Raw genomic sequence first — 25,308 nt, 5'->3', positions numbered from 1 at the left:
GATGGTGGCTACATATTGATGTTGTGCTGTTGCTTTTTACTGAAAGCTGCTACTAACGACTCATAAATCTACCCTTAATCGTGTATTGGATGATAGTTGCGGATTTTAGGTTTCATTATTTTCCTATTTAATAATACAATTCAAAGTTCTCTGAATATCCTCATCACTCAAAGCATGATGCATAGGCAAGCAGATTACGCTATCTGCCATCTTATGAGCATTAGGCAAGTTTGCCGGATCAGCACTCTCCAAACCACGATAAGTAGAGAATTCACTAATCAATGGATAGAAGTAGCGACGTCCCAATACATTCTGAGACTTCATCTTTGCATAAAGTTCATCACGGGTCATACCATACTTCTGTGCATCAATGAAGATTGGGAAGTAGCTGTAGTTATGACGAATACCAGGCATATCATCGAAGAAGGTAATGCCTTCAACATTGCGCAAAGCCTCGCGATACTTGATAGCTACTTGATGACGAGCCTCAATAGCAGCATCTACCTGCTTCAAGTTCAACAAGCCATAAGCACTACGCATCTCATCCATCTTACTATTGATACCAGGACCAACAACCTCGGTTTCTCCGGCAAAACCGAAGTTCTTCAAGTAATCAATACGCTTTTTGGTTTTCTCATCGTGCATAATCATTGCACCACCTTCGATGGTATTATACACCTTAGTAGCATGGAAACTCAAAGTGCTCATATCACCAGCATTCAAGATGCTCTCACCATTTACTTCAACTCCAAACGCATGAGCTGCATCATAGATAACCTTCAAGCCATACTTATCTGCAATATCCTGGATAGCCTTGGTATCGCAAGGCTTTCCATATACATGTACAGGCATGATGGCGGTAGTCTTAGGAGTGATGGCAGCCTCAATCTTGTTTGGATCAAGATTACCTGTTGCAGGATCAATGTCAACGAATACAGGCTTGCAACCATTCCACCAAATACTGTGAGTAGTAGCTACGAAACTATAAGGTGTAGTAATAACCTCGCCAGTAATACGAAGTGCCTGCAATGCAGTAAGCAATGGTAAGGTACCATTGGTAAAGAGACTCACGTATGGAACTTTGAGGTACTCAGCAAGAGCAGCCTCCAGTTTCTTATGGTAATCACCATTATTTGTTATCCACTTGCTGTCCCAGATTTTCTGGAGTTCAGCATGAAAATCATCCAAGTTTGGCAGTAACGGAGACGTTACTGTTATCAATTTCTTATCCATAAGATATATAATTTTAAATTGTTTTTATCATCGTTTAAATCTATTCGGTAACATATCTATTGTATCATTCCATTCTGACTTCAATAGTAATTTTGCTGCGATAAGGTAAAAAACAACGCCAACGCAAATACCAATTAACAATTGAAAATAAATATTGAATGTAATGAGTAATGAGACACGAATTATCAACCACATGACAAATGAAACACCAAATACAGGTAGTAAATCTCCCATTTGCTTGAGATAACCTACATTAATCAATTTACCTGTATAGTATGTATTTATAATCAGTGAAAACATTGAGCTGACAATACCACCACTAACCATCCAAATTATACCATGAGGTATTGTTACACACATAATACCTACACCAACTATCTTCTTAATTATTTCCAAACGAAAAAATAAATCCGAACGTCCTTTGACTGTTAAAAGATTTAAGTTGATGGCATGAATCGGATACCACATCATCTGGAAACAGACGATTTGCAACAAGATTATACTTCCTTCCCATTTATCTGTTAACAGGACTCTAATTAATGGATCTGCAATAGCAGATAATATTAGCATCATTGGAAAAATTAAGAACGCAGACATTTTTAGAATTTTACGATAATTCCTTGCCAATCGCTCATCTTCATTTTGTATACTACTCAATATAGGAAATGTCACTCTCTGAAGAACTCCTGTAACATTACTAGAAGGAAGACTTGAAAATTGTTGTGCCCTTGTATAATTTCCTAAGTCATTAGCACTAAAAAATTTACCTATAACTATAGGGTATATATTATTATATGTGGTATCAAGCAATGCCGAGCCTAGCATTTGGCTACCGAACCCCCATAAATAACGAAACGATTCCCAAGACCATTTTCTTTTAGGTTTCCATCTCCCTAACAACCAAAGTAGTATCGTTCTGATTACATAACCACCGACTTGCTGAAACACCAATGACCAAATTCCATAACCACTATATGCCATCACTAGACCTACAGAGCCACTAACAATTGCTCCAGAAAGAGATACAATTGCCTGTGTTTTAAAATCTATCTTTCTAGTAAGAATTGCTTGTTGAACAGCACATAACGGATTAAACAAAGTTGCTAATGCAGTAACTTTCAACAAATCTGATAATATTGGAGTATTATAGAAATCTGCAATTAATGGAGAAGAGAGAAACAGTGCAAAATAACATATCACACCAACGCCTATATTAAAATAGAAAGCTGTAGAGAGATCTTCCTCTGTTAAATCCGGCTTTCTTATAAGAGCCGTAGAAAAGCCACTATCTATAAAACATTGAGCTATTGCTAAGAACACCAATGGCATCGCTATAGTTCCATAATCTTCTGGGGACAACAAACGAGCCAATATGATACCAAACAGAAATTGCACACCTTGCGTTGCAAATCGCTCAACAAAACTCCAAACCAATCCTTTCTGTGTCTTGGATTTTAAATTATCTGACATAAATTTTAAAAAAGGCAGGCTTCATGCCAAGAGCAGAAAAGTAGCTTAATAAAATAAGCTCTAGGCACTTTGCCTGCCATATTTTTTGTTTAATATTCTAAATTCTTCTTTAATGTTCCATCTGCTTCATCAAGTATTGAAAGCAGATACTTGCCATAGTCATTCTTCAGCATAGGCTGAGCATTCTCTCTCAACTGTTCTGCGGTAATCCAACCCTGACGGTATGCGATTCCTTCCAAGCAAGCAACCTTCAAGCCCTGGCGCTTCTCCAAGACTTCGATAAAGGTGGATGCTTCAGAAAGGGAATCATGAGTACCAGTATCAAGCCAGGCAAATCCTCTTGCCATGGTCTGTACTTTCAGCTGCTTATCCTTCAGGAACTCCTGATTGACTGTTGTGATTTCCAACTCACCACGAGCGGATGGCTTGATATGCTTGGCAACTTCTACCACCTTATTAGGATAGAAGTATAAGCCTACCACTGCATAGTTGCTCTTTGGGTCTTCAGGCTTCTCTTCAATGCTCAGGCAATTGCCTTGCTCATCAAACTCAGCAACTCCATATCGCTCCGGATCACTTACACGATAGCCAAAAACTGTAGCCTTATTATTCTGCTCTGCATCTACTACTGCCTGATGCAGCATCTGGTTCAATCCTGCACCATAGAAGATATTATCGCCTAATACGAGGCAAGCGGAATCATTACCAATGAATTTCTCTCCGATAATGAAGGCTTGGGCTAAGCCATCTGGTGATGGCTGCTCTGCATACTCGAACTTCACACCTAACTGGCTTCCATCGCCTAAGAGGCGCTTGAAGCCTGGCAAGTCAAATGGTGTTGAAATAATGAGTATCTCACGGATACCTGCCAACATCAATACTGATATTGGGTAATATATCATCGGTTTATCAAAGATTGGAATCAGCTGCTTGCTGATTCCTTTTGTGATAGGGTACAAACGTGTACCGCTACCACCTGCTAATACTATTCCTTTCATATAATTATTATTTGTTGATAAATAACACTGGTCGAAAACCTACCCGTCCTTCTTTGTTGATAAAGCGAGCTGCACTCGGCAATTTGAAAGCGAGCTTTCATTGCACTCATTGGCATCGCTTTTTCCCATTAAAAAAGGCTTTTTTCTACCTCTCCGTCTCTCCTGCAAGGAGAGCTCCACTTTCTCCCCAAGCCCCTCTTCCTCAGGAAGCGGGGATGTAACCGCCCTCCGGTGCTCGGAACCGCTACGCTATAAGGTTGGCGGGGCATCAAAGCCCTCGCCATGTTTTGCGGGATGGGATCGCCTGGGGCATAAGCAATGACGGAAAGGCTACATCCCAATTACAAAGACGACATTATAGCATAACGTCACTACTGAAATCTTTGGTTGTATCATTGTTATAAATTTAATAACATAAACACACTACCCAGTTGTTCCAGCAGCTTCCACTGCCAGAACAGCCTCGGGACTTATCGAGTTATAAAAAATAATCTTAAGTATCTATTGTGTGTTTCGTATGGTATCATTGAAGGGCTCACACGGATCTCAAGGATTCTATCTCGAACCTTTGGAAGCTTGCCTTGTAGCCGCCTTCCATCGGGCAGGGATCGTCGGGATAGACCTTGTGATACTCCTCTTCCATGTTGTCAAGATAGTCCATTATCAGCATCACCTTGTCTCTGGTGCTGTGACACTTCTTCAGCGAAGATCGAAGCAGGCAGTAGGACTGGGTATGACTGGCATAACCCTCTTAGACATGCTTGACTGAATCCTCATTCATGTGGCCAGCCACCTTTAAGGTGCGTACCACATTAGTACTGTCGCCGAGGATGGTATCCGTCAAAGCGCCCAGTGCCTTTTGTGTTTTTGTAAATCGTTTCATTTCTTAATATATTTAAAAATTCTAATCTTTTCTGTTAAGCTATCGTAAATTACCGCATTTTTGTACCTATATATGTAGGTACAGGATTCTTGGCGGTCTCAACCTTTTTTCTTAAATTCGCAGCAGCTTTCAAGAACGAGAGCTGAAGCAATCTTAAGTTACCGAATGGTGAACAGCGGGGTGAACACTTGCCCCAAGCATTCACCTTTTCGGCTCAGGGGTGAACCCTAATAAAAAGAACTTTGTATATACAGCGCATGCTAGAAATATAAGAGTCTCTATTATAATGGGTTATATAGTGTTTTTAACACATTATTAACGCTAAAGGTTGGCATCAGGGTTCACCCTTCACCGACTTCATCGCCAAGTGTTCACCCACACTCTTTCGTAGAGTACGTTGCAAACAACAAAATAGAATATTAACAACTGCAAATTTTAAACAAAATGGAAAAAGAACCAAACAACAACATGTATGAGGCTGCTACGATGCCATCGTACTTCCCTTGCATCAAATCTTCGGAGAGCCATCCACTCGCCGACTGGTTGTATCTCAAGAGCGTGATTACCTCTAGCCCTGAGCTTCGAATGATGACCGAGACTTACCGCAAGCGTCTCGCCATCAGCAAGCAGTTTGCCGACCAGTACAAGGCTGAGATGCCTGCCATCACGGTTTCGGCACTCATGAACGGCTACGGCAGACAACTTGCCGACTTCCTCAAACCGACCTACATGTTCCAGCTCGACTTCGACCATGTGAAGAAGGAAGACATGGAGCAGCTTATCCAACTGGTGAGAAGCGACAGTCATACGATGGTAGAGTATATCACCGTGAGCGGCAGGGGATTCAGAGTGTTCTGCGCCTACCGTCCTGTGGATGACGACGACATCAGCGTGCTGGAACTCTTCGATGCCGTGCTGCAGAAGGCGATGGCTTACTACACCCAGCTCCTGGGTATGGCTCCCGACAAGCAGTGTGTAGACATCACCCGATGCGCCGGTCTTGCCTACGACCCGGATGCCTATTTCCGTTGGGATGCCGAGCCTTTTGCCTTGGGACCGAAGGACCTGAAGCCCCTCTACACGAAGAAGGCGTTGCAGGCGAAGTATTCTGCCAGGCGAAACGCCAAGGGCGGCAAGCGAACCATCAAGGCGAAAGAGGAGGCGAAGTCAAGCGACAAGGGTGCGCCAACCATCGAGGAGGCGGCTTCCCACATCAAGGAACTGCTCGACCTGTGGGGCTATCGGTTCGAGCCTGAGCATCACAACGAGTATGTATGGCACTTTGCCGACATCTGCATCTACTATGGCATCCCGCTGGAAGAAGCCCAGTCCTACGCCGACCGTGAGTTTGGCACCAGCTACCAGGATACGGCTTCCGTCGTCAAGTCTCGCTACAAGCATCTGCATAAGTTTGGCATCTGGCACTTCTATCGCCAGGGCGAGGGCCGCAGCGGCAAGCCATCGGTAAGGAGCATCAAGCAGTGGCTACTCACCCACTATCTGTTCCGCCGAAACGAGCTGACGGGATTTTACGAGGTGGAGAGCCGCATCGTTTTAGACGGCAAGTATCCTGACTGGGTCCGCATCGATGACAACATCGAGAACTCCATCTGGAGTGAGATGGACGAGTCGGGACTGCATCTCCCGGAGAAGACCTTGCACAACATCATCAACAGCGACTTCAGCGAGCCGTTCGACCCCTTGGACGATTACCTGCGCAGTCTGCCGAAATGGAAGAAGGGAGAGGATCCCGACTACATCGACCAGCTCGCCGACCGCATAGAGGTGGAGAACCTGCCCGACAACGAACATACGCAGAGCCTCTTCCGCTATTTCTTCAAGAAGTGGCTGGTGGCGATGGTGGTGGCGTGGGTAACGCTGAAGGTGGTGAACCAGATGATACTCATCTTCGTGGGCAAGGGCGGCATCTTCAAGACCACGTTCTTCCACATGCTGTTGCCCCCACAGTTGCGCCAGTACTTCCTCAACGACTCGACGGGAGCCTATACCGACAAGGACTTCATGGAGGCTTTCAGCAGCAAGGCTCTGCTCTGTCTCGACGAGTTTGAGATGGTATTCGGCAAGAACCTGAGCGCCTTCAAGAGCAACATGACCAAGGTGACATTCTCCATCCGCCGGCCTTACGACAAGTACCGTTCGGAGATGCCCCACCGCGGATCGCTCTGCGGTACCACCAACAACCAGCAGTTCATCACCGACGAGGAGAACCGCCGCTACTGTCCGTGGCTGGTAAAGAGCATCGAGAGTCCGATAGACCACCCGATAGACTACGACCACGTGTTTGCCGAGGCAGTGGCACTGGGTCAGGAGGTGATGAGCCATCCTAAGGGCGAGCCCCTGGAGTGGACATACTGGTTGACGAGGGACGACATCGAGCTGATGCGCTGTCACAACCGCCTCTTCATGGTAGCCAACTATGCCGAGGAGCAGATACTCCGTTATTACCGGGTGCCGGAGCCTGATACGCCGCTACAGTTCATCAAGTTCCGCTACAGTGCCGAGATACTGGAGAGGATAGGTGTGAACCCTGCCCTGCGCCAGAACCTGAACAACCAGAACATCGGTAACGTGATGAAGCGTCTTGGATTCAAGAAGATTCACAAGAAGAACGGCAACGGCTGGGCGGTCATAGAGAAGGAAGGTAGCGAAATCAACAACGATGCCTTCATCGATCCCAACGATACCGTAGAGGACTAAGTATCTTACTTTCTACCCGTAAGTATGTTACTTTCAACCCGTAAGTATAATACTTAAACATCAAAAGCTATATGGATATAAGAAGCTATACGAAGCAGGAACTGGCTCTGCTCTATTTCCCCGATTCGTCACCCGTGGTGGCAAGTGCTCATCTGATGCGTTGGATTTGTCGCAATCCCGACCTTCTGAAGAAGCTTCAGGAAAGCGGATACGACAAGAACAGCAAGGAATTCACACCTATGCAAACTTCCTATATTATCTATTTTCTCGGCGAACCATAGGCTTCCAAGTATGAGAAAGTATGAGAAAGTATGAGAAAGTGTGAGCAAGTATGAGAAAGTATGAAGTGGCGTTTTCTGATTTCGTATCTTTGCATTGTCATTCAAAGAGGATGATGCTCCTGCCCCATCGGGGGTAGAAGGATACTATCACTAAATTAACCACTTTATGATTCAGTACGTGTTAAAAAAGAACATCAATGAGAAGATGCCGAATGCCTATGGCAAGTTCTTCGCCTATCCGGTCATCACTCAGACCTACGACATCGACCAGCTCGTAGATCACATGGCAAGTCACAACACCCCATTTTCGCGAGGAGCGATTAAGGGTATGATTACCGACATGGTAGCGTGCATCCGGGAGTTGGTTCTCCAGGGCATCGCAGTGAAGATTGCCGACCTCGCCATCCTCTCCATTGGTATCAAGAACAAGGCGGGAGCAGCTACCGAGAAGGAGTTCACCATTGCCAAGAACATCGAAGGCTTGAAGATTAGAGCTCGTGGCACGGGCGATTTCAGTTGCCTGAACCTCAGCCTCGACGGAACGCTGAAGAAGGCCTCTGCTCTGTTAGGGGAAGGCACCACCACGGATACCAACCCGGATACCGGAAAGGATACCCCTGGTGGCGACAACACCGACCAGGGCGGTAGCGGAACCACTGGAGGCTCAGATGTAGGCATATAGTCCTAGCCTCCTGGCATCTGAAACAAGAGAAAGCGCATCGGCAGGATGCAGTCCGGAGTAATCCGAGGGCACATCAGGAATGAAATTCAACATTGTCAAATCATCGCCCTGAACGGATGCTTGCTCATCCTGCCCGCTTCCTCTCTTTTGTCTCCCACAGATTTCACAGATTTACACAGATACTCTCGTTGCAAGCAACGGTCTTATACACATCAAGTCTCACAGTAAAGAAAATCTGTGAAAATCTGTGTAATCTGTGGGAAAATTAAACATTCAACATTAATCATTAATAAAAATGAAAAAGGAAACAATTCAGAAAGTAATCAACTTCGTTATCACTGTCCTCACTGCCGTCCTCAGCGCCTTCTGTGTGCAGAGCTGCAAGGGCTAAGGTAATTAATCAATAATCACTAATCATTAATCACTAGAAAAGATGAAGAATCAAAGAAAAATCAATCTGATCGTGGTACATTGCAGTGCCACACGAGTCAACCAGGACTTCCCGGTAGAAGCATTGGAAGCCTGCCACAAGGCAAGAGGCTTCAAGAGCATCGGCTACCACTACTACATTACGAAGGATGGCGTGGTCTATCCCTGCCGTCCAGAAACCGAGGTGGGGGCTCACGCCCGCCACTACAACGCCCACAGCATCGGAATCTGCTACGAGGGTGGTCTTGACGAGAAAGGCAAGCCTGCCGATACTCGCACTCCAGCCCAGAAGGAATCTCTGGAAGACCTCCTCTACAGTCTCGCCCTCGACTATCCCGGTGCCGAGATTCTTGGCCATCGCGACCTCCCCTGGGTTCGCAAGAGCTGTCCTTGCTTCGATGTCAAGGAATGGCTGAAGGAAATAGACTTCCAGCTCTAGAATGCCCGGACTGTTCCCAGATATTCGAGTTATTCGTGTTCAAAATTATCTCAACTTGTAGCAATACAGGTTGGGATTTTTATTATTCGTGAGATCTGTGTGCAGGTGTAATAATGCTTTATGGATTAATTTCATGATAAGGATCAAAAAAGAGAATGTGAATCATTCCTTCCTACCATAAAATATACCCTAGGATTTCTTATGTTTCTGGTTCTATCTGCATGGTTATGGTTGTTCGGGTCTAGCGCAAAATGGAAGATAAGCGGATTAGCCTTGGCTATCCTTGGGTCAATCTTATCGAATATCTTCTTGATATTGCCTCTAACATCCGTACGATAGAAATGAAGCTTATATCCCGCATTATCTCGAATGTCATTGATGGTTTGCTCAGAGAACTCTCTCATGCGCTCGAAATAAAGGTTTGCCTCATTTCCCTCAAACGACTGGTCAAATCCATATCCAGTTTTCCCAAGGTCTATCTGATCTTCCCCCTATTCCTATCGTATCTCTGCTTATAATAATCGTGCATGGTATCCAGAGAAATTTCCACGCATGAGTAATCGTATGGCATCAGACCTTCACGCTTCTCGCTCCATGGCTTTTCGCTATGCGTCAAGAGGATGAGTTGGTTCTGGGTTCGTGACCCATAGAGCATGATGACACGTTCGGTCAGAGCTATCTCTTCCTTTTCCAAGCCCATTTTATCCAACAGCAGTTTTTCCTTAACAGCTGGGTCATCGCCATCAGCGACAAAGTTTCTCATCTTCAAATGGTCACACATTCCTGGCACCATATCCTTATAGATATGATAGATCTCTGGATAAACAGGACCATTTACCCAAGCCTGTGGCGCACAATCAAACAATTGATTCTCTCGCCCAAAGCCTACCATATGCCAAGCCTGCTCATAATAGAGTATCTTTTGGAGTTTCAAAGGACTAACAGTCAATCCCTTCATCAGCATAGTTATGCCGACGTAAGATGCATAGTCCTTTATATCTACAGTTCTCATATTCTTCTTTTTTAAAAATCCGATTGCAAAGTTACACTTTTCTCCCGAAACCTCCAAGCGAAATTGAGAAAAAAGCCCGGACAGTTCCCAGATATTCGTGCTATTCGAAATATTCGTGTAAAAAATCATCCCATCCCAACTTGTAAGTTCTAAAAAGCTTATGGGTTGGGATTTTTTTTGTTTATTCACATCATTTCCCCAACGCTTTCTTTACCGCCTTTACGCCAGCATCGCCTAAGACTTGCTTTACAGCCCCCTTTACAAGGCGTTTCGTTTTATTCTTTATCCTTGAAGGCAATGAAATCTTCAAGCAGATATCAACTGCATCTTTTATAGTCTTTCCTTGATAAATCAAAGCAAAGAACAAAGCACGTTTGGGATGTGCAAGAGTATGTTCATTGAATCCGCCATTACAAAGATTAGCCTTATCTAGGTCCGATTTACGAACCGTCATATTTAGCTTATCAAAGTATTCCTTGCCTTTTGAAGTATTAACAAGAACCAAACCAACACCCTTGTCATCATCAAAGTCCTGGTCTGTAACTCTTGCCGCCCAATAATCACCTATGGTTAAATCGCTATGATTTACTCCATTCTTACATTTGCATTCATAACATGAAGGGCGCAAATATATGTCAGAAAGGAATCCTCGCATAAAAGGATTATCGTAATGTATATCGGACGACAAAACGGTATTTTGGTCCGCCTTAGAGGCGGACTTTTGACGGACGACAAAACGGTATTTTTTCCAGCCACTCTCACGTTTATCTCTAAACTTAATGTCCCCTATGGGGGACTTTGCGTTTAGAAAAGAAAGCAAAACGGAATTTTTTCCAGCAGTCGCCTGAAGGCGACTTTGTTCTTTGGCATCGTAGCCTCCATAAGTTTCAGCCAAATATCTTCGCCAAACACCAGGGCTTGGAACTCCATGACAAAGGAAATCTACAGCCAGCAAATTTTGGTATTGCTTGTTACGGAGATATGTTCGCAAACCAGCTATTTGGCACGGACTTCCGACAAACAGAACTTCACGTCCCTGCTTAAGAAAGCGCTCTGCATCTTTAAAGGAATTGCCTATCTTACTCTGCAGATATTTACTACCCATCATTGGATAAACGTCCTCTATCTTCTCTGCATAAACGTGATGTACTTCCCAGCTCTCATCATATACAGCTCCAAAAACGACACCGCCCTGATTGATAACCTCTCTTGCAAAAGGAAGAAAAACACCACCAGAAGAGCTGTTCATTCGCTCCTCCTCATCTGGATTCTTCACAGCAAGCACTTCCTGTACTGGCAGTTTATCTGCTTGATTCAAGATTGGACATACTTTCTCGCACAATCCACACTGGATACAAGTATCTTCATCCACCTGCGGATACAAGAAGCCCTCAGTATCCTCTTCCAATCTGATGCATTGTTTAGGACATCGCTGTACACAAGCTGCACATCCACAACAATTTTTCTTATCTGTTATATGTATCATCACTTTGAGAATTTATGTAGCATACCAAGAGCCTTAGCCTTAACAAATACTCGCTCATTGCTTGACAAGCCCAACGTATATGCTGTTAATGAAACAGAAAGGACACATACTATTCCAACTACGAAAAATCTAATCACCGTATCTTCCATATTAAAATAGACTAAAGCTGGAAGAATTACCGAAACTGCGATTACCAAAAGTACTGGTGAATAGATATATCTTAAATAATCTCTGATTCTAATTCCAATTAAAGGACGAAGCAGGAACATTCGTACAACCTGCGTCAAAGACTCCATCATAAAGTGTACTATGAAAACAGAATATGCAGGAAGTCCCAACCAAAGGCATACGTACGAAACTGGTAATATCAACAATAATATAGTTCCACAAATAGCCTGATACTTACGTACCTTGCCTGTAGCCTGATTTGCAATAATCAGCGGATTAGACAAGGTATATATCAAAGACGTACATATCATAATGCGCAAGAAAACAACTGTATTATCTGGCACTATCTTCAGCCATACTGTCAATATGAATTTGGTTTCAAAAAGGACTGGCAAAGACAGGAAGAAGAGAAGAAAGAATGAGAAACGTGCACTGCGATACATCAACTTGTGCATTTCCTGCATTTCTCCCTGTGCATATGTTTTGGTGATTTGAGGATTGAGTGCCATCTGGAAGTTGAGAACAAACTGCTGAACTGCATTCTGTACCTGAACAGCAATACCACGGGCAGCATTAACAACAGGTCCGAAGAAGACATTCAACAGCATGTTCAAACCTTGTCCGAAGAGCACTGCCGCCAAATTACCAAACATACTCCAACCGGCAAAACCAGTCATTTCCTTAAATAATGCTTTATCCCATACGTGCTTGTATTTGGTTTCTTCAAAATGCTTGTTACAATAATAACTATAGCAAAATCGAATCAATATCTGTATCGCCAAGAGCAGGAAAGCATACAAGACTAACTTATCAAATGAGAATACTAACAGCATATAGACAATAGCCAACTTTAATACCACCTCCAAAATGGAGATATAAGCAAAAGCCGACATTTTCTCATGAGCAACAATATCCGCATTATAGGGTACACTTATAATCATAACGACAGCAGCTATTATAGAACACTGCAACACCCAGAAGGCAGCATCCATTCTATCAGCAGGAATCTGCATTTTATTATATAAGAACCACAAGCCGATGGTTTCTCCCAATAACACGATTACACCTGCTATCAGCGTATGAATCTGAAGTGTAGTACTAAATACGGTCTGCAATCTATTCTTATCTCCTTTACCCAAGGCAAAAGTGATGTATCGCTGCGTTGCAGATGACATGGATCCATTAATGAATCCGAACATAGCAACAATTCCTCCAACCACATTATATATACCATAATCCTCTACTCCCAATGTATTCAAGACTACTCTGCTCGTAAACAGAGACACCGCCATCATAAAGAGCATACGGAAGTAAAGAAGCAATGTATTCTTCGCTATTCGTTTATTGTTACCTGCTATTTGATTTGACATAAATTATTTTCCAAATTCTTTAATTTTCTGTTCTTCTTTTAATGAGTAGACAAGCTGTTGTCCATTCTTCTCGGCTACGATATAGCCATCCAAGCCTTGAACTACCACCTTTCTTTCATCGGCTGCATGAACCACGCAGTTTCTGCATTCATACAATCGGATATCCTTGCCTACGCTGCGACAATATAGCCATAGCCTGTCTTTGGGTGGGTTGGTTAATACCGATGGCAACGATAGCGTTCTTAGCGGAAGTATAGCTCAATGCCTTGCTGAACACTCGCTGATACTCCGAGGTATTAATGATGAGGGTGACAGGCCAGTTTGGCTTCAATCTATCTACTGTCAATTGTATGAGGGAACGGCCGACACCCATCACATCTACGAACTGCTTTGGGTAATCGGGGGTTGACATTGGCCAGAAGCGGCTGCCTACGCCGCCGGCCATGATTATAATATGTATCATTAATCTTGTTCTTTAAATAATAAAGATTTTCGAATTCCTCCGTCTCCCTTTAGCCAAAAGGAGGGTTTTCTAAAATCATCCCGTCCTTCTTTACCATTAAAGAAGGCTTTTTTCTACCTCTCCGTCTCTCCTGCAAGGAGAGCTCCACTTTTCTCACCAAGCCTCTCTTTCCTCAGGAACGAGAGGATGTAACCGCCCTCCGGTGCTCAGAACCGCTACGCTATAAGGTTGGCTGACCATCAAAGGTCTTCGCCATGGTTGTGCGGGATGGGACCGCCTTGATGCAATGCTTTCTATACCTAATCTTCAGCATCATTTACATGAATCAGCAAAAAGCAAAGACTAATTATAAATAAGATTTTATCTTCTCATTAACTTTGCTGCAAATTCAAAGAAATCTGCAACGTTCTTGAAATTATCAAACTGCTGGCAATACATACGTAAATCACCGTTAGAACGTAACTACTGATTTTCAGCAGTTAGCACATCCAACATTTTTCAAAAAAAGCATATTATTAATTGGTATTGCCAGAGCTGCCAATTAGGCAGCCTTGACATTCACCTTTTTATTCGAGTTATAATTACATGGGATTAGGGACATGAAGTCTTGCTCCCCCTCCATCAGTCGGGTGAGTATATCTTCTATATAATCGCCAAAATGAATGTCATTCAACTTGCAGCTCTCAGATTCTCTATTGGGGCAGACTTTGCCCTATCATTCTCTCCAGATACCCATATAGTTCATCTTCCCTATTGCTATAGTCGCAATAGGGACTATCGTCGTTAAGCATATCTTCCATACGAGAATCACCCCAGGCTAACTCCAGGTCGCCAAAAAGACGATGATGCTTATTGGTCAGTAACAGATGGAAATCCATTGCCTCCTTCGTCTGCCAAGAAATATCTGGATGCTGGCGCAAATGACAGTACAGATGACGCAGTACATCTAAGAATAGAACGACACTTGTCTGAACTCCACCACACCAATATGAATCAAACCACCTTTCATGTTTTCTACATGCCTTACCTAAATGGTCGAACAAACAGAAGATTAAAGAAATGGCTTCCTGATATTGCTTGTTGCGGATATACTCATGTACATTATGAATGAATGGGAACAGACTTCGGGATACTTCCCGCTCTTCTTCACGAACTATTGCTGCATCAAAAGCGACAGAAACTTCAGCTTGATGTTTTGACTCAAACTTATTCCATTTGCAACTGCACCATTTCTTGATGCTTTCCATCGCTGGCCGATATTCCTTATAGCCTCGCTCCTTCCACTCTTCCAGGATATCAAAAACCATCTGATTCAAATCATAAGGGGTGTCCTTGCAGTCATTGCGATACCAATCGTTATAGCATTCGTAGTAGCCATCCACAAACCATTCATTACGGAACCAGAAATGGCAATCCTCCATGTAGTTCATCTCAAAAAGGAGATGAAGATACTTGAGCTGGTCTATATCCAGACCATCCAGTTTTGATTTCAGGTTTCTGAGATAGAAACGTGATTGAGCTGGTTTTGTTTTAGCAGCCTCCACGTTCACTTTTGCCGTAGCATATCGCTGCTCGATATAGGACGTAAATGACTCGCTTATCTCATCCAGCATCACAAATCCATCCTTGCCTCTGTTTGCTGTATTGACCACTACCCAAACCATACATTTCAAATGATGATATTTGAGCAAGTGACGTTTCCAAAGAACATTTCCCTTGCCACCTGATATGATATCGTGAGCAAGGACTATTTCCTCATCATCTAATATCGATACCATTTCTTCGGGATGGGATACGACATAGGATGATATATAATCTGCCATCTTCTCTTTCGACCAAGACATTGGAATCTTCAAGGCTATATCTTGTCCAATAGCCACAAGATTGTCTTTAGAAAGCATCTGTAAACAAGAAGAATATCTCTTCGTTGTATCGTACGTCGAAGAATGAAATGTAATATAGTAACGGGTAGCCATTTTTTATTATTTTGTTCCTCATTGCAGTATCGCTCTGCACTAGTCGCCACTCGAATGAGGAATATAATTTTATTAACCTATGCTTGACTTATAGATAAACATTACAACACACAAAATGATTCTGCTTCCTTACCGGTTCTGCGGCGATAGTCATCACGCATTCGCTTTTCCATTTGTGCTATGTATTCTGCCTTTCGGTCCCTAGAAGCCTTGAAGCGACGTATAAAATCTGCTTTTATTCTTCTATGTTCATAACGTAAGCTTCTTATTAATTATTGTATTGTTTTTTTCGAAAACCTACCTTCAATAGTCTTTAAGACCCCTTCGGTTCCCCTTCTAGGGGACAGAAACCTTCCTTACCCTTAAGGAAGGCTCCACTATTCTCACCAAGCCTCTCTTCAATGGTCTTTACACCCCCTTCGGTTCCCCCGTTCCCGGTGGACAGAAACCTCAGGAACGAGAGGATGTAACCGCCCTCCGGTGCTCGGAACCGCTACGCTTTATGGTTGGCGGGGCATCAAAGCCCTCGCCAGATTGTACGGGATGGGACCGCCTGGGGATAACTTGCTATAAACTTGGTAGGACAGGCTAGGACTGGCTAGGACTTGGTAGGACAGGCTAGGACTTGTGCTTTACTTCTCAACCTTTAAGGTAATCTCATCACCAAAAGTCAAGATGACACGCTTGGCGTTCTCCTGCTCTAAGGTCTGCACCTGATTCTCAAGCCAAAGGCTCATGAAGGAAAGGTCAGGATGGTACAAATCCGTATAGCGATAGACTTCCGGGAAACCATGAACTTGATCCGTGGCTGTAATTTCCAAGAAATATTGAGGGGCTGGCGAGGTACTTTTCCTCGTCAGTACCACTTGCTTAAGATCTAACATTTCCATATACTCTATTCGATTTTTTGCAAGAATGCTTTAGGAATATATCCTGTCGTAACAGCACACAACCCCTTGATACTCACATAAAGTTTATGATCTTTTTTGATACGGACGACATAGCCTTCCGCTCCTTTCAAAGGACCTTCAATAACTCTGAACTTGTCGCCTTTGGTAAACTTCGGATTATACTCATCATAAAAATCAAGTCCTTCAACACCAGAAGTTGCCACAATATTGAAGATTTTCACTTCGCGTTCTGAAATTTTAGAAGGTTCTTTCAAGTTCTCTGAATTTTTGCCACGATAGAGCATCACTTTATTGAGAAACTTGCGCTCCATCTCTTCGGCTTCTGTTCTCGTGGTACGGAAAAGAATGAGAGATGGCATAATGGGAACTTCCTTCACCAATTTCTTTTTCTTATTCTTGTCCCAATATTCTTGTTTCACATCATAAATATGTTCTATCTCATTGGTAACGAAATATGCCTTGATAGGCTTTCCTTTCCCAAAAAATATCTTGAATGCATACCAACTCTTCTCGTTGTCTGGTTGTATCATTGTTTATTTTTTTCTATTTTGATCAGGGTGTACTTCTCATTCCCCCGTGTCGTGAAATCATGTTTCAAAACACTTGGCAAGAAAGGGTTGGTTAGTCTATTCCCAATAACGGAAACCTCTAATCACAGACGTACTCCTGATCCAAGAGCATGATAGTCTGCAACCCTTGGAATGATTAGCTGTCCGATTCCTTTGTCCTCAAAATCCTTCCCTCAATCACTCCCGTTCTTCTGAATCTCTACATAAGAGATACAGAATCACCTTGCAAAAATACGAAAAATGTTGGAAACAAGCAAATTATGCGTGTTAAAAAATTAATATTGTTCTATAAAAATCAACATTTTTTTACTATTCTTTTAATACATAAATTCCTAAGTCGTTGATTGAACGAAAGTTTTCGGCATTTCTGTATCTCTTATGTAAAGATTCAGAAAAATTGGTTCATTTTGGTTCATTTTTCGAAAGCCTTCTTTTTATTCTTTTTTGTGGCTCATAGGGCTGCCAGTATCTTGGCGTTTGCATCATCCACTTCTGAGCTTTTGATGGAGCCGAGATAGATTTGTGTGGTGGTTTCGGAATGATGTCCCAATGCCTCGCTGATAACGGAGATAGAGACATCATTGTCTCTTGCCGCCGTTGCCCAGGAATGGCGGGCGATATAGAGGGTAAGTTTGCCCTTGATGCCTATCTTAGTTCCTAGCTTCCTGAGGTGGTAGGAGATACGGGCTTCCGCATTGTGATACAGGCGCGCCTCTTCCTGCATTTTGTCAATAGTTTTATCCTGTCTTTTGTTTCCATCATCAACAAGGAAAGGAAAGAGATAAGATGAGGAGGCGGTCTGCGCCTGGTACTTTTCCATCAACTCCTGCATCTCCTTCTCCCATCGGATGGTGAGGCGCTGTCTTGTCTTGCTTCGGGTGTAATAAAGATGATAGCCCTGCTCTGCGCCATGCTGATGATTCCCGCCCTGCCAGGTGGCGGATACGAGGTAAGAGGCAATGGCGAAATGTTTCCGCTCATCAGGCATCCCGATGGATTTCCGTTCCGACAGGACGCCTGATGTTTTTTATCTAATCCTAATGATAATCCTTTCTTTCTATCCTCCTGGCTCGCAGGTTCAGCTTACGAGGATTTTGGCGCAAATCCCAGAGATCCACCAGCCAGAGGATATCTTTCTCTTCATTGTAGAAATAGATAATCTTGAAGTTCTTCATGATGATGGCACCACGATACTTTCTCCATTTCTGCAGTTCAGGCACAAACGGATAACTCTCAGGCATCATTTTCAGCCGATGCATGATACGAGATAACTGCTCTTGCCATCTCCCAACCGACTTCTTTCCAAACTCTTCTAATGCAAAAACAAGACATTTCTGAAATTCCTGCATGAAGATCTCATCCTGTCTTACAACCATCCTGGAATCGTTTTACGTAAATGAGCATTAAATTCCTCCCACGACATTCCATAGTTCGGGTCATCCAAGTGCTTGTCTATTTCTGCACAATGCTCCATCACCTGCTCCAGCGAGCGCCCCAAAGGATAGGAATCGGTGTCGTAAGCCTCATCCCATGATACTGATGATGCTGCTGATGCTGCCGAACGATAGGCAGGCGATGGCTCGCAGACCTTATCCCCTGCTATCTTCGATCCCTCGATATGATATTTCTTTTCCTCCATATTTCTTTCGCTCTTAAAGTTCCACGTTACTTATTTGGTGCAAAAATACGAAGAAAGATTGGAACTCGCAAGAAAATCTGAAAGAAAATGGCAGAGAACACTGAAATTTAAAGGATTATGCGAATCAATCCAGATGCTGCAAAAATCAAAGATAACAAAGAGATTCGCCACCTTTTTTATATTATCCCCCATTTTTTCTTGCGAAATCAAAATATTCGTCGTATCTTTGCAGAAAGAATTTGTAGAAAGGTGGATGGCTCGCAAAAAGCTATCCTGAAAACATAGGAGATTAGATTATGACAGATACAGAAATGAACGATAGAAGATTGCCGGTAGGTATCCAGTCTTTTGAGAAAATAAGAAAAGAAGGATACCTCTATGTTGACAAAACGGATATGATATGGAAACTTGCTCATAGCAACAAGACTTATCATTACCTGAGCCGCCCACGCCGCTTCGGTAAGTCGATTCTCGTGGATACACTCCAGGCTTACTTCGAGGGGAAAAAGGAACTCTTCGAAGGATTGAAAGTGATGGAGTTGGAAAAAGAATGGACCTGCTATCCCGTCATTCGACTCGATATGAGTTGCGGAGGTGCTACACCAGAAGAACTCAACTCCTATCTCGATGATGCTTTCTATAAATACGAACAGAAGTATGAAGTAGCCGTGCGCCCGGAGGCTTCCCTTGCCGTCCGCTTCCAGAACATCATCGAAACGATGTTTCAAAAGACCGGAAAACAGGCGGTTATCCTCATCGATGAGTATGATTCTCCATTGCAGCATTCCTGGAAGACTCCTCAGCATGATGCCTGCACAGCCATCTATAAATCTGTGTTTGCCGTCTTGAAAAAAAAGGACGAACACGAGCGCTTCGTCTTCATCACGGGCATCACCAAGTTCACACAAATCTCCCTCTTCTCTGTGCTTAACAAGCTGAGCAACATCAGTTTTGATGCACCCTACGCCACTATCTGCGGTATTTCAAAGCAGGAAGTTGCCGAAAACTTCATACCTGAGATTGAGGCAATGGGAGAAGAAAACGGATGGACTCCTGAGGAGACGCTGAAGCAGCTCACGGCCTATTACGACGGATATCATTTCTGCAGCGATAACATGGTAGATATATTCAATCCGTTCAGCCTCATCAATGCCCTGGAGGATAGGAAATTGAGAAATTACTGGGCTTCATCTGGCGCCACTTCCCTATTGCCAAAGTTCGTGGATGACATGGAAATGAAGATGGAATATTTTGACCACTGCTTCATCGAGGGCGATACCCTGGAGACATCGGACGTGGAGAATGGCGGAGCCGAGCTCTTCCTCTACCAGTCGGGGTATCTCACCATCAAGGGTTACGATGATGGCGTTTACATCCTGGGCTTCCCTAACTTTGAAGTTCGCAAGGCATTATACCGCGTAGTGGTTCCAGCCTTGACCATGAAGTCGAATTCGGAAGTGGTTTCTGCGCAGAGTTTTCTCAGAAAAATGATGCAAGACGGCAATACCGCTGAAGCCAAGAAGGCATTGAAGGCTCTAATCGCCGATGTTCCATACAGCAACAAGAAGATGGCTAGCATGGATATGGAGGAGCGTTACCGACTGATAATGAGCACGATATTCAGGGCCTTGGGCTTTAGGGTGGAAGTAGAGAGAATGCTGGCCACTGGCAGAATAGACATGATTGTGGAGGTTCCGTCCATCATCTACGTCCTGGAACTGAAGCTATCTAACAATGGCGGCATTTCTGCTGCCGAGAGCCAGATAAAGGAAAAGAGCTACACAGAACCATTCAAGGCCGACAAGCGCAAGGTCATCGCCCTGGCAGTGGAACTCGATGAAAAGGGCAAGGGATTGATAGATTGGAAAGAAGTGGATGAGTCTTTGTAAAATACAACTCCAAACAAACATCCCGCCAGATGTCCTACCGGATTCAAAATCCGTTGGGACACCTGGCGGGTTCTTTTGTTTATCATAAAGACTAATGATACTCCTTTCTTTCTATCCTCCTGGCCCGCAGGTTCAGCTTACGAGGATCTTGGCGCATATCCCAGAGATCCACCAGCCAGAGGATATCTTTCTCTTCATTGTAGAAATAGATAATCTTGAAGTTCTTCATGATGATGGCACCACGAAACTCCATTCTTTCATTACGGAAATGAGCTACTATAGGATAACGCTTGGGCATAAATTCCAATGAACGCTTAATTTCCTTATATTGTGTTTGCCACTTACGAGCAGTTTTTAATCCAAACTCTTGCAAGGCATACTCAATACTCTTTTTTATCTCCTTCTTGAAAAGGGCATCAGTTTTTATTTCCATTCTGCAATCATCCTTTCTATCTCATCATCCAAAACGGAAATAGGCTCTCCATAATTAGGATCATCCAATTTATCAAAAATGCTCTCGCAATGCTCCATCACCTGCTCCAACGAGCGACCCATAGGATAGGAATCGGTGTCGTAAGCCTCATCCCATGATACGGATGATACTGATGAAGCTGATGATGCCATAGAACGATAAGCAGGCGATGGCTCACATACCTTATCCCCTACTATCTCCGATTCCTCGATATGATATTTCTTTTCCTCCATAATTCATTCTTTTTTAAGTTCTACATAATCATTTATATTTTGAGACTGAGAACCTTTTTGGATTCTGCCTCATATCCCAAATGTCAACAATATGCACCACATCCAAGGATTCAGCATAATAATAAACCAACTTGAAATTACGCATAAAATTAGCACCCCGAAGCAAATAACTAAACTTTGGAGCACCAAGAAAAGGGGGGTTACCTTCAGGATATTTTTTCAGGAAGTTCTGAATTTTCATCAGTTCTTCTTTCCATCTTCGAGCTGTTTTCTTGCCAAAATTCTCATAAGCATCGATAATATACTGGCGTTCCTTTTCTTCATACAGTTTGTGGACAACTATCTCAGCCATGGGAATTCCTCATATAAACGTTCATTAAAGGCATCAACAGATTCCCATTTAGAAGGATCATCCTTAATGGTTTCACAATAATCTATACTATCCAAAAGACCCTCATAGCTAAAATGATTTTTAAGAACAGGAATTTCATCTTTCTGCTCTATCCCAGAATCAATCACGTGATGAGATACAGACTCTGATGCAACAGATACATAGGCTGGCGATGGCTCGCAGACCTTATCCCCTACTATCTCCGATTCCTCGATATGATATTTCTTTTCCTCCATATTTCTTTCGCTATTAAAGTTCCACGTTTTTAACTTCCGGATGATTCCGAACCCTCAATAAAATTAGATTTCTCACCCATCAAGTGGCAAAGGTACGAAGAAAGATTGGAAATCGCAAGAAAATCTGCAAGAAAATACCATTTTCTGCATCAAAAAAGAAGCATATCTCAGGAATATTTTATATCTTTGCACACATAGAAGAGAATGTTGTTCTGATTAAACCAATCATTATGAAAGAATATTGGGATAAGACTGCTGTAATAGGTCTGGTGGGGTTTATGATCTCACTCATGTTGATATTGTGCTTCATGGATAGGCTCAGTCACCCGCTGGTGGGGATATTCCTCTGCCTGTTTGGTATCTTACTCTGCGGAATATATGGTGCTCTGCCAAAAGCAGGAAGCCCTGAAAGACAGAAGATAGTAAGGGAGAAAGAAAACGAGAAGGAGTATGAGACAAGTAGTCTCTATGCCTTCAGCGTGCTTTTCTGCCTGGTGGTCAGCATTTTCAGTCTTGTTATCGGACTCATCCCAGCCTTTACCGGCTACGGAGAAGCCAGCTATGTCTGTGCTGCCATCTTTGGGGTATCATTCACTGCCTTCCTTCTCGGATCGTGGTGGAAAACCACCAGCATTGCCTCCAAAGCCGATTGGAGCGACTGGGGGTGGTTATAAAATACAGAAGAACCATAAAACAACTAAGCCAGCCTTCTCCTGCGAAAAGGCTGGCTTTCTTTATCATCTAGATTCATTCACTATAAAGTTCTTCCCTGGAAATCGTGGTGCTCCACAAGCCCACTTTCTCATCCTCCTTATGACGGTTAATGCCCGTATAGGTAAGACTGCTGTCCTCGTAGCGCTTGAACTTGAAGACGGCATCTTTCATCAACGCCTCATTAAATACTCCCAGGTTCACCAGCAACTCAAAATCCTTCTTGGTCAAACCCGTAACCTTGGCAAAAAGACCAGGCTCCAGCTGCATGATGACATCCTGAAGACTGCGCTCACGATAATCCGTAAGATACATAAAGATAGGAATACGAGTGGCAAACTTGATGAGTTTCTCCTGTATCATCTTGCGCTTGCTCTTTACTTCCTTCTCCTCTTCGCTTAATTCCTTCTTCTCCTTTTTCGAAAGACCATCCTCCGATTCCGAAGCCACTTTCTTGGTCTTCTTGATGTGGTCGGTCTTGGTAATGATAGTCTGGATGTCCTCATTCAAACTTCTGAATCCCTCGATGTTCATCAGAGCTTGCATCGCCTGCTCGTTATTCAGCAGCTTTTCCAACACACCATTGGTTACATTCACCAGCGTGGCACTCTCCCATCTCCTGGCAAGCAAGGTGGCAGAAGTATTACTCGTTGCCATATCAAGTACTTCTCCGGCATTCAAAGCCTTCATCGCTCCATCCTGATAGCAGATTACGGGCAAGAAATGAATCAAATCATCCACCTTCTGCTCCGGAGTCTTGTCGGCTTCCACATTCAGCTGACTGCTATATTCCGCCAACTTTCTCAAAGCCCTGTTTGGCGAGAAATCGAAAACGTAACACTCCTGCTTCAAAATCTCCGTCTGGTTGGGATGCAACCCATCACGATTGGTAATGGTCCATGGCGACTGCACTCGGAAGGCAGCCTGGAAGTATGTTTCCGGACTCGACGTATCACGAAGCATAAAGATACCAGTCCATGGTTTCACGGTTACCCCCGTGGTCAGTTTACCACAACTCAAAGTAATGGATTTGCAATGCAGAGGATCTGGATTCTCCATCGCCCGCTCTACAGGCGCAAGGGCATCAAGTCCGATTCCAGCCTTGGTTCCAGCACAAACTATCACCTGATATTCATGATAGAAAGTGTTCTGCGATTCTGCCAGCAGATTCCTCATAGCATAGCAGGATGCCACGTTTGGCAGGAACCACAGCGTATGTGCCAGCACACCGTAAAGTCTTGAATCATAGAAAGGAAGAGGCGGTTTTCTATTGTTTTGCTTCAAATGGTCAATAGATGCAGGCAGATAGTTGCCACGCAACAAGTCGAGCCATTTCTGCACATCATCATGAAAATGGAAGCATGCCTCCTCGCCTTCTCCATCTGCCAGGAAGAACGTATTGAGGTCGAACTCATCAAACTCTCCATCATTCGCCACGGCGGCAATGGAAGGTGGCAACTGATAGGTCATCAGCACCATTCTCGGGAGCGAGGCATAGGGGGTCATCCTCTTGGGCAGCGATGTATCCTCCGCAGCATACCCCTGCAAGGGTAATGCCTGTGGATGAGCATTCTCCCACTCCTCCTTGGCACGCTGCTCGTCGGAATAAGTCCAGTTGTAGATTTCATCCTCGATAAAGTCGCCCGAAGCAAGTGCACGGAATGGCGTGCCCGAAAGATAGAGGTAATGACGAGCCGTGATTGGCATCATGTCCTCATCGAAATAATCAGGATTTTCTATCTCCCGACTCAGTTCCTTCTCCGATTCAACCATGGCTTTCTTCTGCACTTTGATGTCTTCCCTGGAGCCAATCAGTTCCTGCGCTTCCTCTCGCCATGCACCAAAATGATATTCATCCAGCACCACACAATCCCAGTTAAAGGCTCGTGTCCATTCGTGTTTCGCCTTCATGCCTCCGCTCTTGCTCTTGCCCAGGAAATCCTGAAAGGAACCGAAGCAGACGAATGGCTTGTTGATGTCGATATCCTCATCGGTTTGAGTCTTGGCATTGATGAATTGCCAACCCTCGAAATCCTGATGGCGCATCAGGTCTTCCTCCCAAGCTTGCGCCACGGCAGGCTTGAAGGTAAGCACCAGCAGTCGGCGCCACTTCATGCGAAGAGCCAACTGATAGGTAGTAAAAGTCTTGCCGAATCGCATCTTGCAATTCCAGAGGAAATGAGGCGTATGCTCATGGTCATGCTGGAACCGATTGAAATATTCGGCAGTCTTGTTCACGGCTTCCTGCTGCTCAGGTCGCATCGGGAAAGTTTCGGTGCGGTCGTAGATGGTCTCGCTTCTGTCTCTCACGGCAAGCCATGCCTTCTTCACATCCTCCTGGGTGCAGCGGAACCATTCGCCAGCCACTTTCCGGCAACCCATTCTGAGCAGCATGCGGTGCACCTCATGATCGGTGAAGACAGTTCCGTCCTGCCGCATCGCCGATTCTTCGAAGACGATGTTCACAGGGTCACCGCTTGGCTTCACTATCTGATATTGTTGATGAATTCGGGTAATCGTATCCTGGGTGGTATAGCCCACCTTGAGCAATCCCTTCAAGTCGGGGTTATGCTTATCTCTGTAAGCATAGATTTTAGGCTGCGACTCCGATTTCTCGGGAAATAAATTCTGCGTCATAATCCATGATGT

At 43.9% G+C, this 25,308-nt stretch carries 27 protein-coding genes and 2 pseudogenes; 8 read left to right on the top strand and 21 right to left on the bottom strand.

Annotated elements, in window-relative coordinates; all coding sequences use genetic code 11:
* Window positions 1–123 precede the first annotated feature (123 nt).
* The 4 genes from ACTQ16_RS08805 to ACTQ16_RS08790 form a co-directional block, all read right to left on the bottom strand.
* Complete coding sequence (locus tag ACTQ16_RS08805; RefSeq protein ID WP_441937039.1) at window positions 124–1,233, bottom strand: DegT/DnrJ/EryC1/StrS family aminotransferase; 1,110 nt, start codon at window positions 1,231–1,233, stop codon at window positions 124–126.
* Window positions 1,234–1,260: 27 nt separating this feature from the next.
* On the bottom strand, window positions 1,261–2,703 hold the full coding sequence (locus ACTQ16_RS08800; RefSeq protein ID WP_441937037.1) for a lipopolysaccharide biosynthesis protein: 1,443 nt from the start codon (window positions 2,701–2,703) through the stop codon (window positions 1,261–1,263).
* Between the two features lie 89 nt (window positions 2,704–2,792).
* Window positions 2,793–3,701 (bottom strand): glucose-1-phosphate thymidylyltransferase RfbA, encoded by a 909-nt coding sequence (gene rfbA, locus ACTQ16_RS08795; protein WP_441937035.1) that lies wholly within the window; start codon window positions 3,699–3,701, stop codon window positions 2,793–2,795.
* 751 nt (window positions 3,702–4,452) lie between these two features.
* Window positions 4,453–4,584, bottom strand: a complete 132-nt coding sequence (locus ACTQ16_RS08790) for a hypothetical protein (RefSeq protein WP_256626130.1) — start codon at window positions 4,582–4,584, stop codon at window positions 4,453–4,455.
* A gap of 444 nt (window positions 4,585–5,028) precedes the next feature.
* Here ACTQ16_RS08790 and ACTQ16_RS08785 point away from each other — a divergent pair, with 444 nt between their 5' ends.
* The 5 genes from ACTQ16_RS08785 (at window position 5,029) to ACTQ16_RS08765 (ending at window position 9,133) form a co-directional block, all read left to right on the top strand.
* A complete protein-coding gene (locus tag ACTQ16_RS08785; protein WP_441937033.1) occupies window positions 5,029–7,302 on the top strand; it encodes a BT4734/BF3469 family protein in 2,274 nt (757 codons plus the stop codon).
* A 71-nt stretch (window positions 7,303–7,373) separates the two neighbouring features.
* Window positions 7,374–7,583, top strand: coding sequence for a DUF4248 domain-containing protein (locus ACTQ16_RS08780; RefSeq protein ID WP_441937031.1), 210 nt, complete (start codon window positions 7,374–7,376; stop codon window positions 7,581–7,583).
* Between the two features lie 166 nt (window positions 7,584–7,749).
* Complete coding sequence (locus tag ACTQ16_RS08775) at window positions 7,750–8,265, top strand: DNA-binding protein (protein ID WP_441937029.1); 516 nt, start codon at window positions 7,750–7,752, stop codon at window positions 8,263–8,265.
* A 295-nt stretch (window positions 8,266–8,560) separates the two neighbouring features.
* Window positions 8,561–8,656, top strand: a complete 96-nt coding sequence (locus ACTQ16_RS08770) for a smalltalk protein (protein WP_153122254.1) — start codon at window positions 8,561–8,563, stop codon at window positions 8,654–8,656.
* A 42-nt stretch (window positions 8,657–8,698) separates the two neighbouring features.
* Window positions 8,699–9,133 carry an N-acetylmuramoyl-L-alanine amidase gene (locus tag ACTQ16_RS08765; protein WP_441937027.1) on the top strand — a complete coding sequence of 145 codons (435 nt, stop codon included), beginning with the start codon at window positions 8,699–8,701 and terminating at the stop codon, window positions 9,131–9,133.
* A 143-nt stretch (window positions 9,134–9,276) separates the two neighbouring features.
* Here ACTQ16_RS08765 and ACTQ16_RS08760 read toward each other — a convergent pair whose 3' ends face one another.
* The 12 genes and pseudogenes from ACTQ16_RS08760 to ACTQ16_RS08705 all read right to left on the bottom strand — a co-directional run bounded on the left by ACTQ16_RS08760 (window position 9,277) and on the right by ACTQ16_RS08705 (window position 18,727).
* The gene (locus ACTQ16_RS08760; protein WP_441937026.1) at window positions 9,277–9,537 is read right to left on the bottom strand and encodes a hypothetical protein; all 261 of its coding nucleotides are present in this window, start codon (window positions 9,535–9,537) and stop codon (window positions 9,277–9,279) included.
* 71 nt (window positions 9,538–9,608) lie between these two features.
* Window positions 9,609–10,145, bottom strand: a complete 537-nt coding sequence (locus ACTQ16_RS08755; RefSeq protein ID WP_441937024.1) for a Panacea domain-containing protein — start codon at window positions 10,143–10,145, stop codon at window positions 9,609–9,611.
* Window positions 10,146–10,335: 190 nt separating this feature from the next.
* A complete protein-coding gene (locus ACTQ16_RS08750; RefSeq protein ID WP_441937023.1) occupies window positions 10,336–11,631 on the bottom strand; it encodes a Coenzyme F420 hydrogenase/dehydrogenase, beta subunit C-terminal domain in 1,296 nt (431 codons plus the stop codon).
* Window positions 11,631–13,169: an MATE family efflux transporter gene (locus tag ACTQ16_RS08745; RefSeq protein ID WP_441937021.1), complete on the bottom strand. Its 1,539-nt coding sequence runs from the start codon at window positions 13,167–13,169 to the stop codon at window positions 11,631–11,633. Before ACTQ16_RS08745 ends, ACTQ16_RS08750 begins: the two co-directional genes overlap by 1 nt.
* Before the next feature lie 3 nt (window positions 13,170–13,172).
* A pseudogene (locus ACTQ16_RS08740) lies at window positions 13,173–13,343 on the bottom strand (mannose-1-phosphate guanylyltransferase); the annotation flags it as partial.
* A complete protein-coding gene (locus ACTQ16_RS08735) occupies window positions 13,318–13,632 on the bottom strand; it encodes a sugar phosphate nucleotidyltransferase (RefSeq protein ID WP_441937019.1) in 315 nt (104 codons plus the stop codon). The gene ACTQ16_RS08735 and the pseudogene ACTQ16_RS08740, both read right to left, overlap by 26 nt.
* Window positions 13,633–14,324: 692 nt before the next feature.
* Window positions 14,325–15,512, bottom strand: a complete 1,188-nt coding sequence (locus ACTQ16_RS08730) for a hypothetical protein (RefSeq protein WP_441937018.1) — start codon at window positions 15,510–15,512, stop codon at window positions 14,325–14,327.
* A 728-nt stretch (window positions 15,513–16,240) separates the two neighbouring features.
* Window positions 16,241–16,492 carry a hypothetical protein gene (locus ACTQ16_RS08725; RefSeq protein ID WP_295346478.1) on the bottom strand — a complete coding sequence of 84 codons (252 nt, stop codon included), beginning with the start codon at window positions 16,490–16,492 and terminating at the stop codon, window positions 16,241–16,243.
* 11 nt (window positions 16,493–16,503) lie between these two features.
* A complete protein-coding gene (locus ACTQ16_RS08720; RefSeq protein WP_295346480.1) occupies window positions 16,504–17,049 on the bottom strand; it encodes a transcription termination/antitermination NusG family protein in 546 nt (181 codons plus the stop codon).
* Window positions 17,050–17,539: 490 nt separating this feature from the next.
* Window positions 17,540–17,956 (bottom strand): annotated as a pseudogene (locus ACTQ16_RS08715) (tyrosine-type recombinase/integrase); the annotation flags it as partial.
* 169 nt (window positions 17,957–18,125) lie between these two features.
* Window positions 18,126–18,464, bottom strand: coding sequence for a hypothetical protein (locus ACTQ16_RS08710; RefSeq protein ID WP_441937016.1), 339 nt, complete (start codon window positions 18,462–18,464; stop codon window positions 18,126–18,128).
* Window positions 18,455–18,727 (bottom strand): hypothetical protein, encoded by a 273-nt coding sequence (locus ACTQ16_RS08705; protein ID WP_441937014.1) that lies wholly within the window; start codon window positions 18,725–18,727, stop codon window positions 18,455–18,457. Before ACTQ16_RS08705 ends, ACTQ16_RS08710 begins: the two co-directional genes overlap by 10 nt.
* Window positions 18,728–18,844: 117 nt before the next feature.
* Between ACTQ16_RS08705 and ACTQ16_RS08700 the strand changes: the two genes are divergently transcribed.
* A complete protein-coding gene (locus ACTQ16_RS08700; protein ID WP_441937012.1) occupies window positions 18,845–19,012 on the top strand; it encodes a hypothetical protein in 168 nt (55 codons plus the stop codon).
* 11 nt (window positions 19,013–19,023) lie between these two features.
* The gene (locus tag ACTQ16_RS08695; protein ID WP_441937010.1) at window positions 19,024–20,616 is read left to right on the top strand and encodes an AAA family ATPase; all 1,593 of its coding nucleotides are present in this window, start codon (window positions 19,024–19,026) and stop codon (window positions 20,614–20,616) included.
* A 91-nt stretch (window positions 20,617–20,707) separates the two neighbouring features.
* On the opposite strand, the gene ACTQ16_RS08690 is transcribed toward ACTQ16_RS08695, so the two are convergent.
* From ACTQ16_RS08690 to ACTQ16_RS08675, 4 genes are read right to left on the bottom strand one after another with little or no spacing between them, the layout of a single operon-like run.
* Window positions 20,708–21,049, bottom strand: coding sequence for a hypothetical protein (locus ACTQ16_RS08690; protein ID WP_441937009.1), 342 nt, complete (start codon window positions 21,047–21,049; stop codon window positions 20,708–20,710).
* Window positions 21,040–21,321: a hypothetical protein gene (locus ACTQ16_RS08685; protein WP_441937007.1), complete on the bottom strand. Its 282-nt coding sequence runs from the start codon at window positions 21,319–21,321 to the stop codon at window positions 21,040–21,042. The genes ACTQ16_RS08690 and ACTQ16_RS08685 overlap by 10 nt, the downstream gene beginning before the upstream one ends.
* Window positions 21,322–21,349: 28 nt before the next feature.
* Window positions 21,350–21,673: a type II toxin-antitoxin system RelE/ParE family toxin gene (locus tag ACTQ16_RS08680; protein ID WP_441937005.1), complete on the bottom strand. Its 324-nt coding sequence runs from the start codon at window positions 21,671–21,673 to the stop codon at window positions 21,350–21,352.
* Window positions 21,661–21,948, bottom strand: coding sequence for a hypothetical protein (locus ACTQ16_RS08675; RefSeq protein ID WP_441937004.1), 288 nt, complete (start codon window positions 21,946–21,948; stop codon window positions 21,661–21,663). Before ACTQ16_RS08675 ends, ACTQ16_RS08680 begins: the two co-directional genes overlap by 13 nt.
* A 230-nt stretch (window positions 21,949–22,178) precedes the next feature.
* On the opposite strand from ACTQ16_RS08675, the gene ACTQ16_RS08670 reads away from it, so the two are divergent.
* Window positions 22,179–22,622, top strand: coding sequence for a hypothetical protein (locus ACTQ16_RS08670; protein WP_441937003.1), 444 nt, complete (start codon window positions 22,179–22,181; stop codon window positions 22,620–22,622).
* A gap of 73 nt (window positions 22,623–22,695) precedes the next feature.
* On the opposite strand, the gene ACTQ16_RS08665 is transcribed toward ACTQ16_RS08670, so the two are convergent.
* Window positions 22,696–25,296: a GIY-YIG nuclease family protein gene (locus tag ACTQ16_RS08665; protein ID WP_441937002.1), complete on the bottom strand. Its 2,601-nt coding sequence runs from the start codon at window positions 25,294–25,296 to the stop codon at window positions 22,696–22,698.
* Between the last annotated feature and the right edge of the window lie 12 nt (window positions 25,297–25,308).

The organism is Prevotella sp. LCP21S3_D2, assembly GCF_052118345.1.
In the GTDB taxonomy this organism is placed as follows: Bacteria; Bacteroidota; Bacteroidia; order Bacteroidales; family Bacteroidaceae; genus Prevotella.
This window is presented reverse-complemented; position numbering and strand designations above follow the sequence as displayed.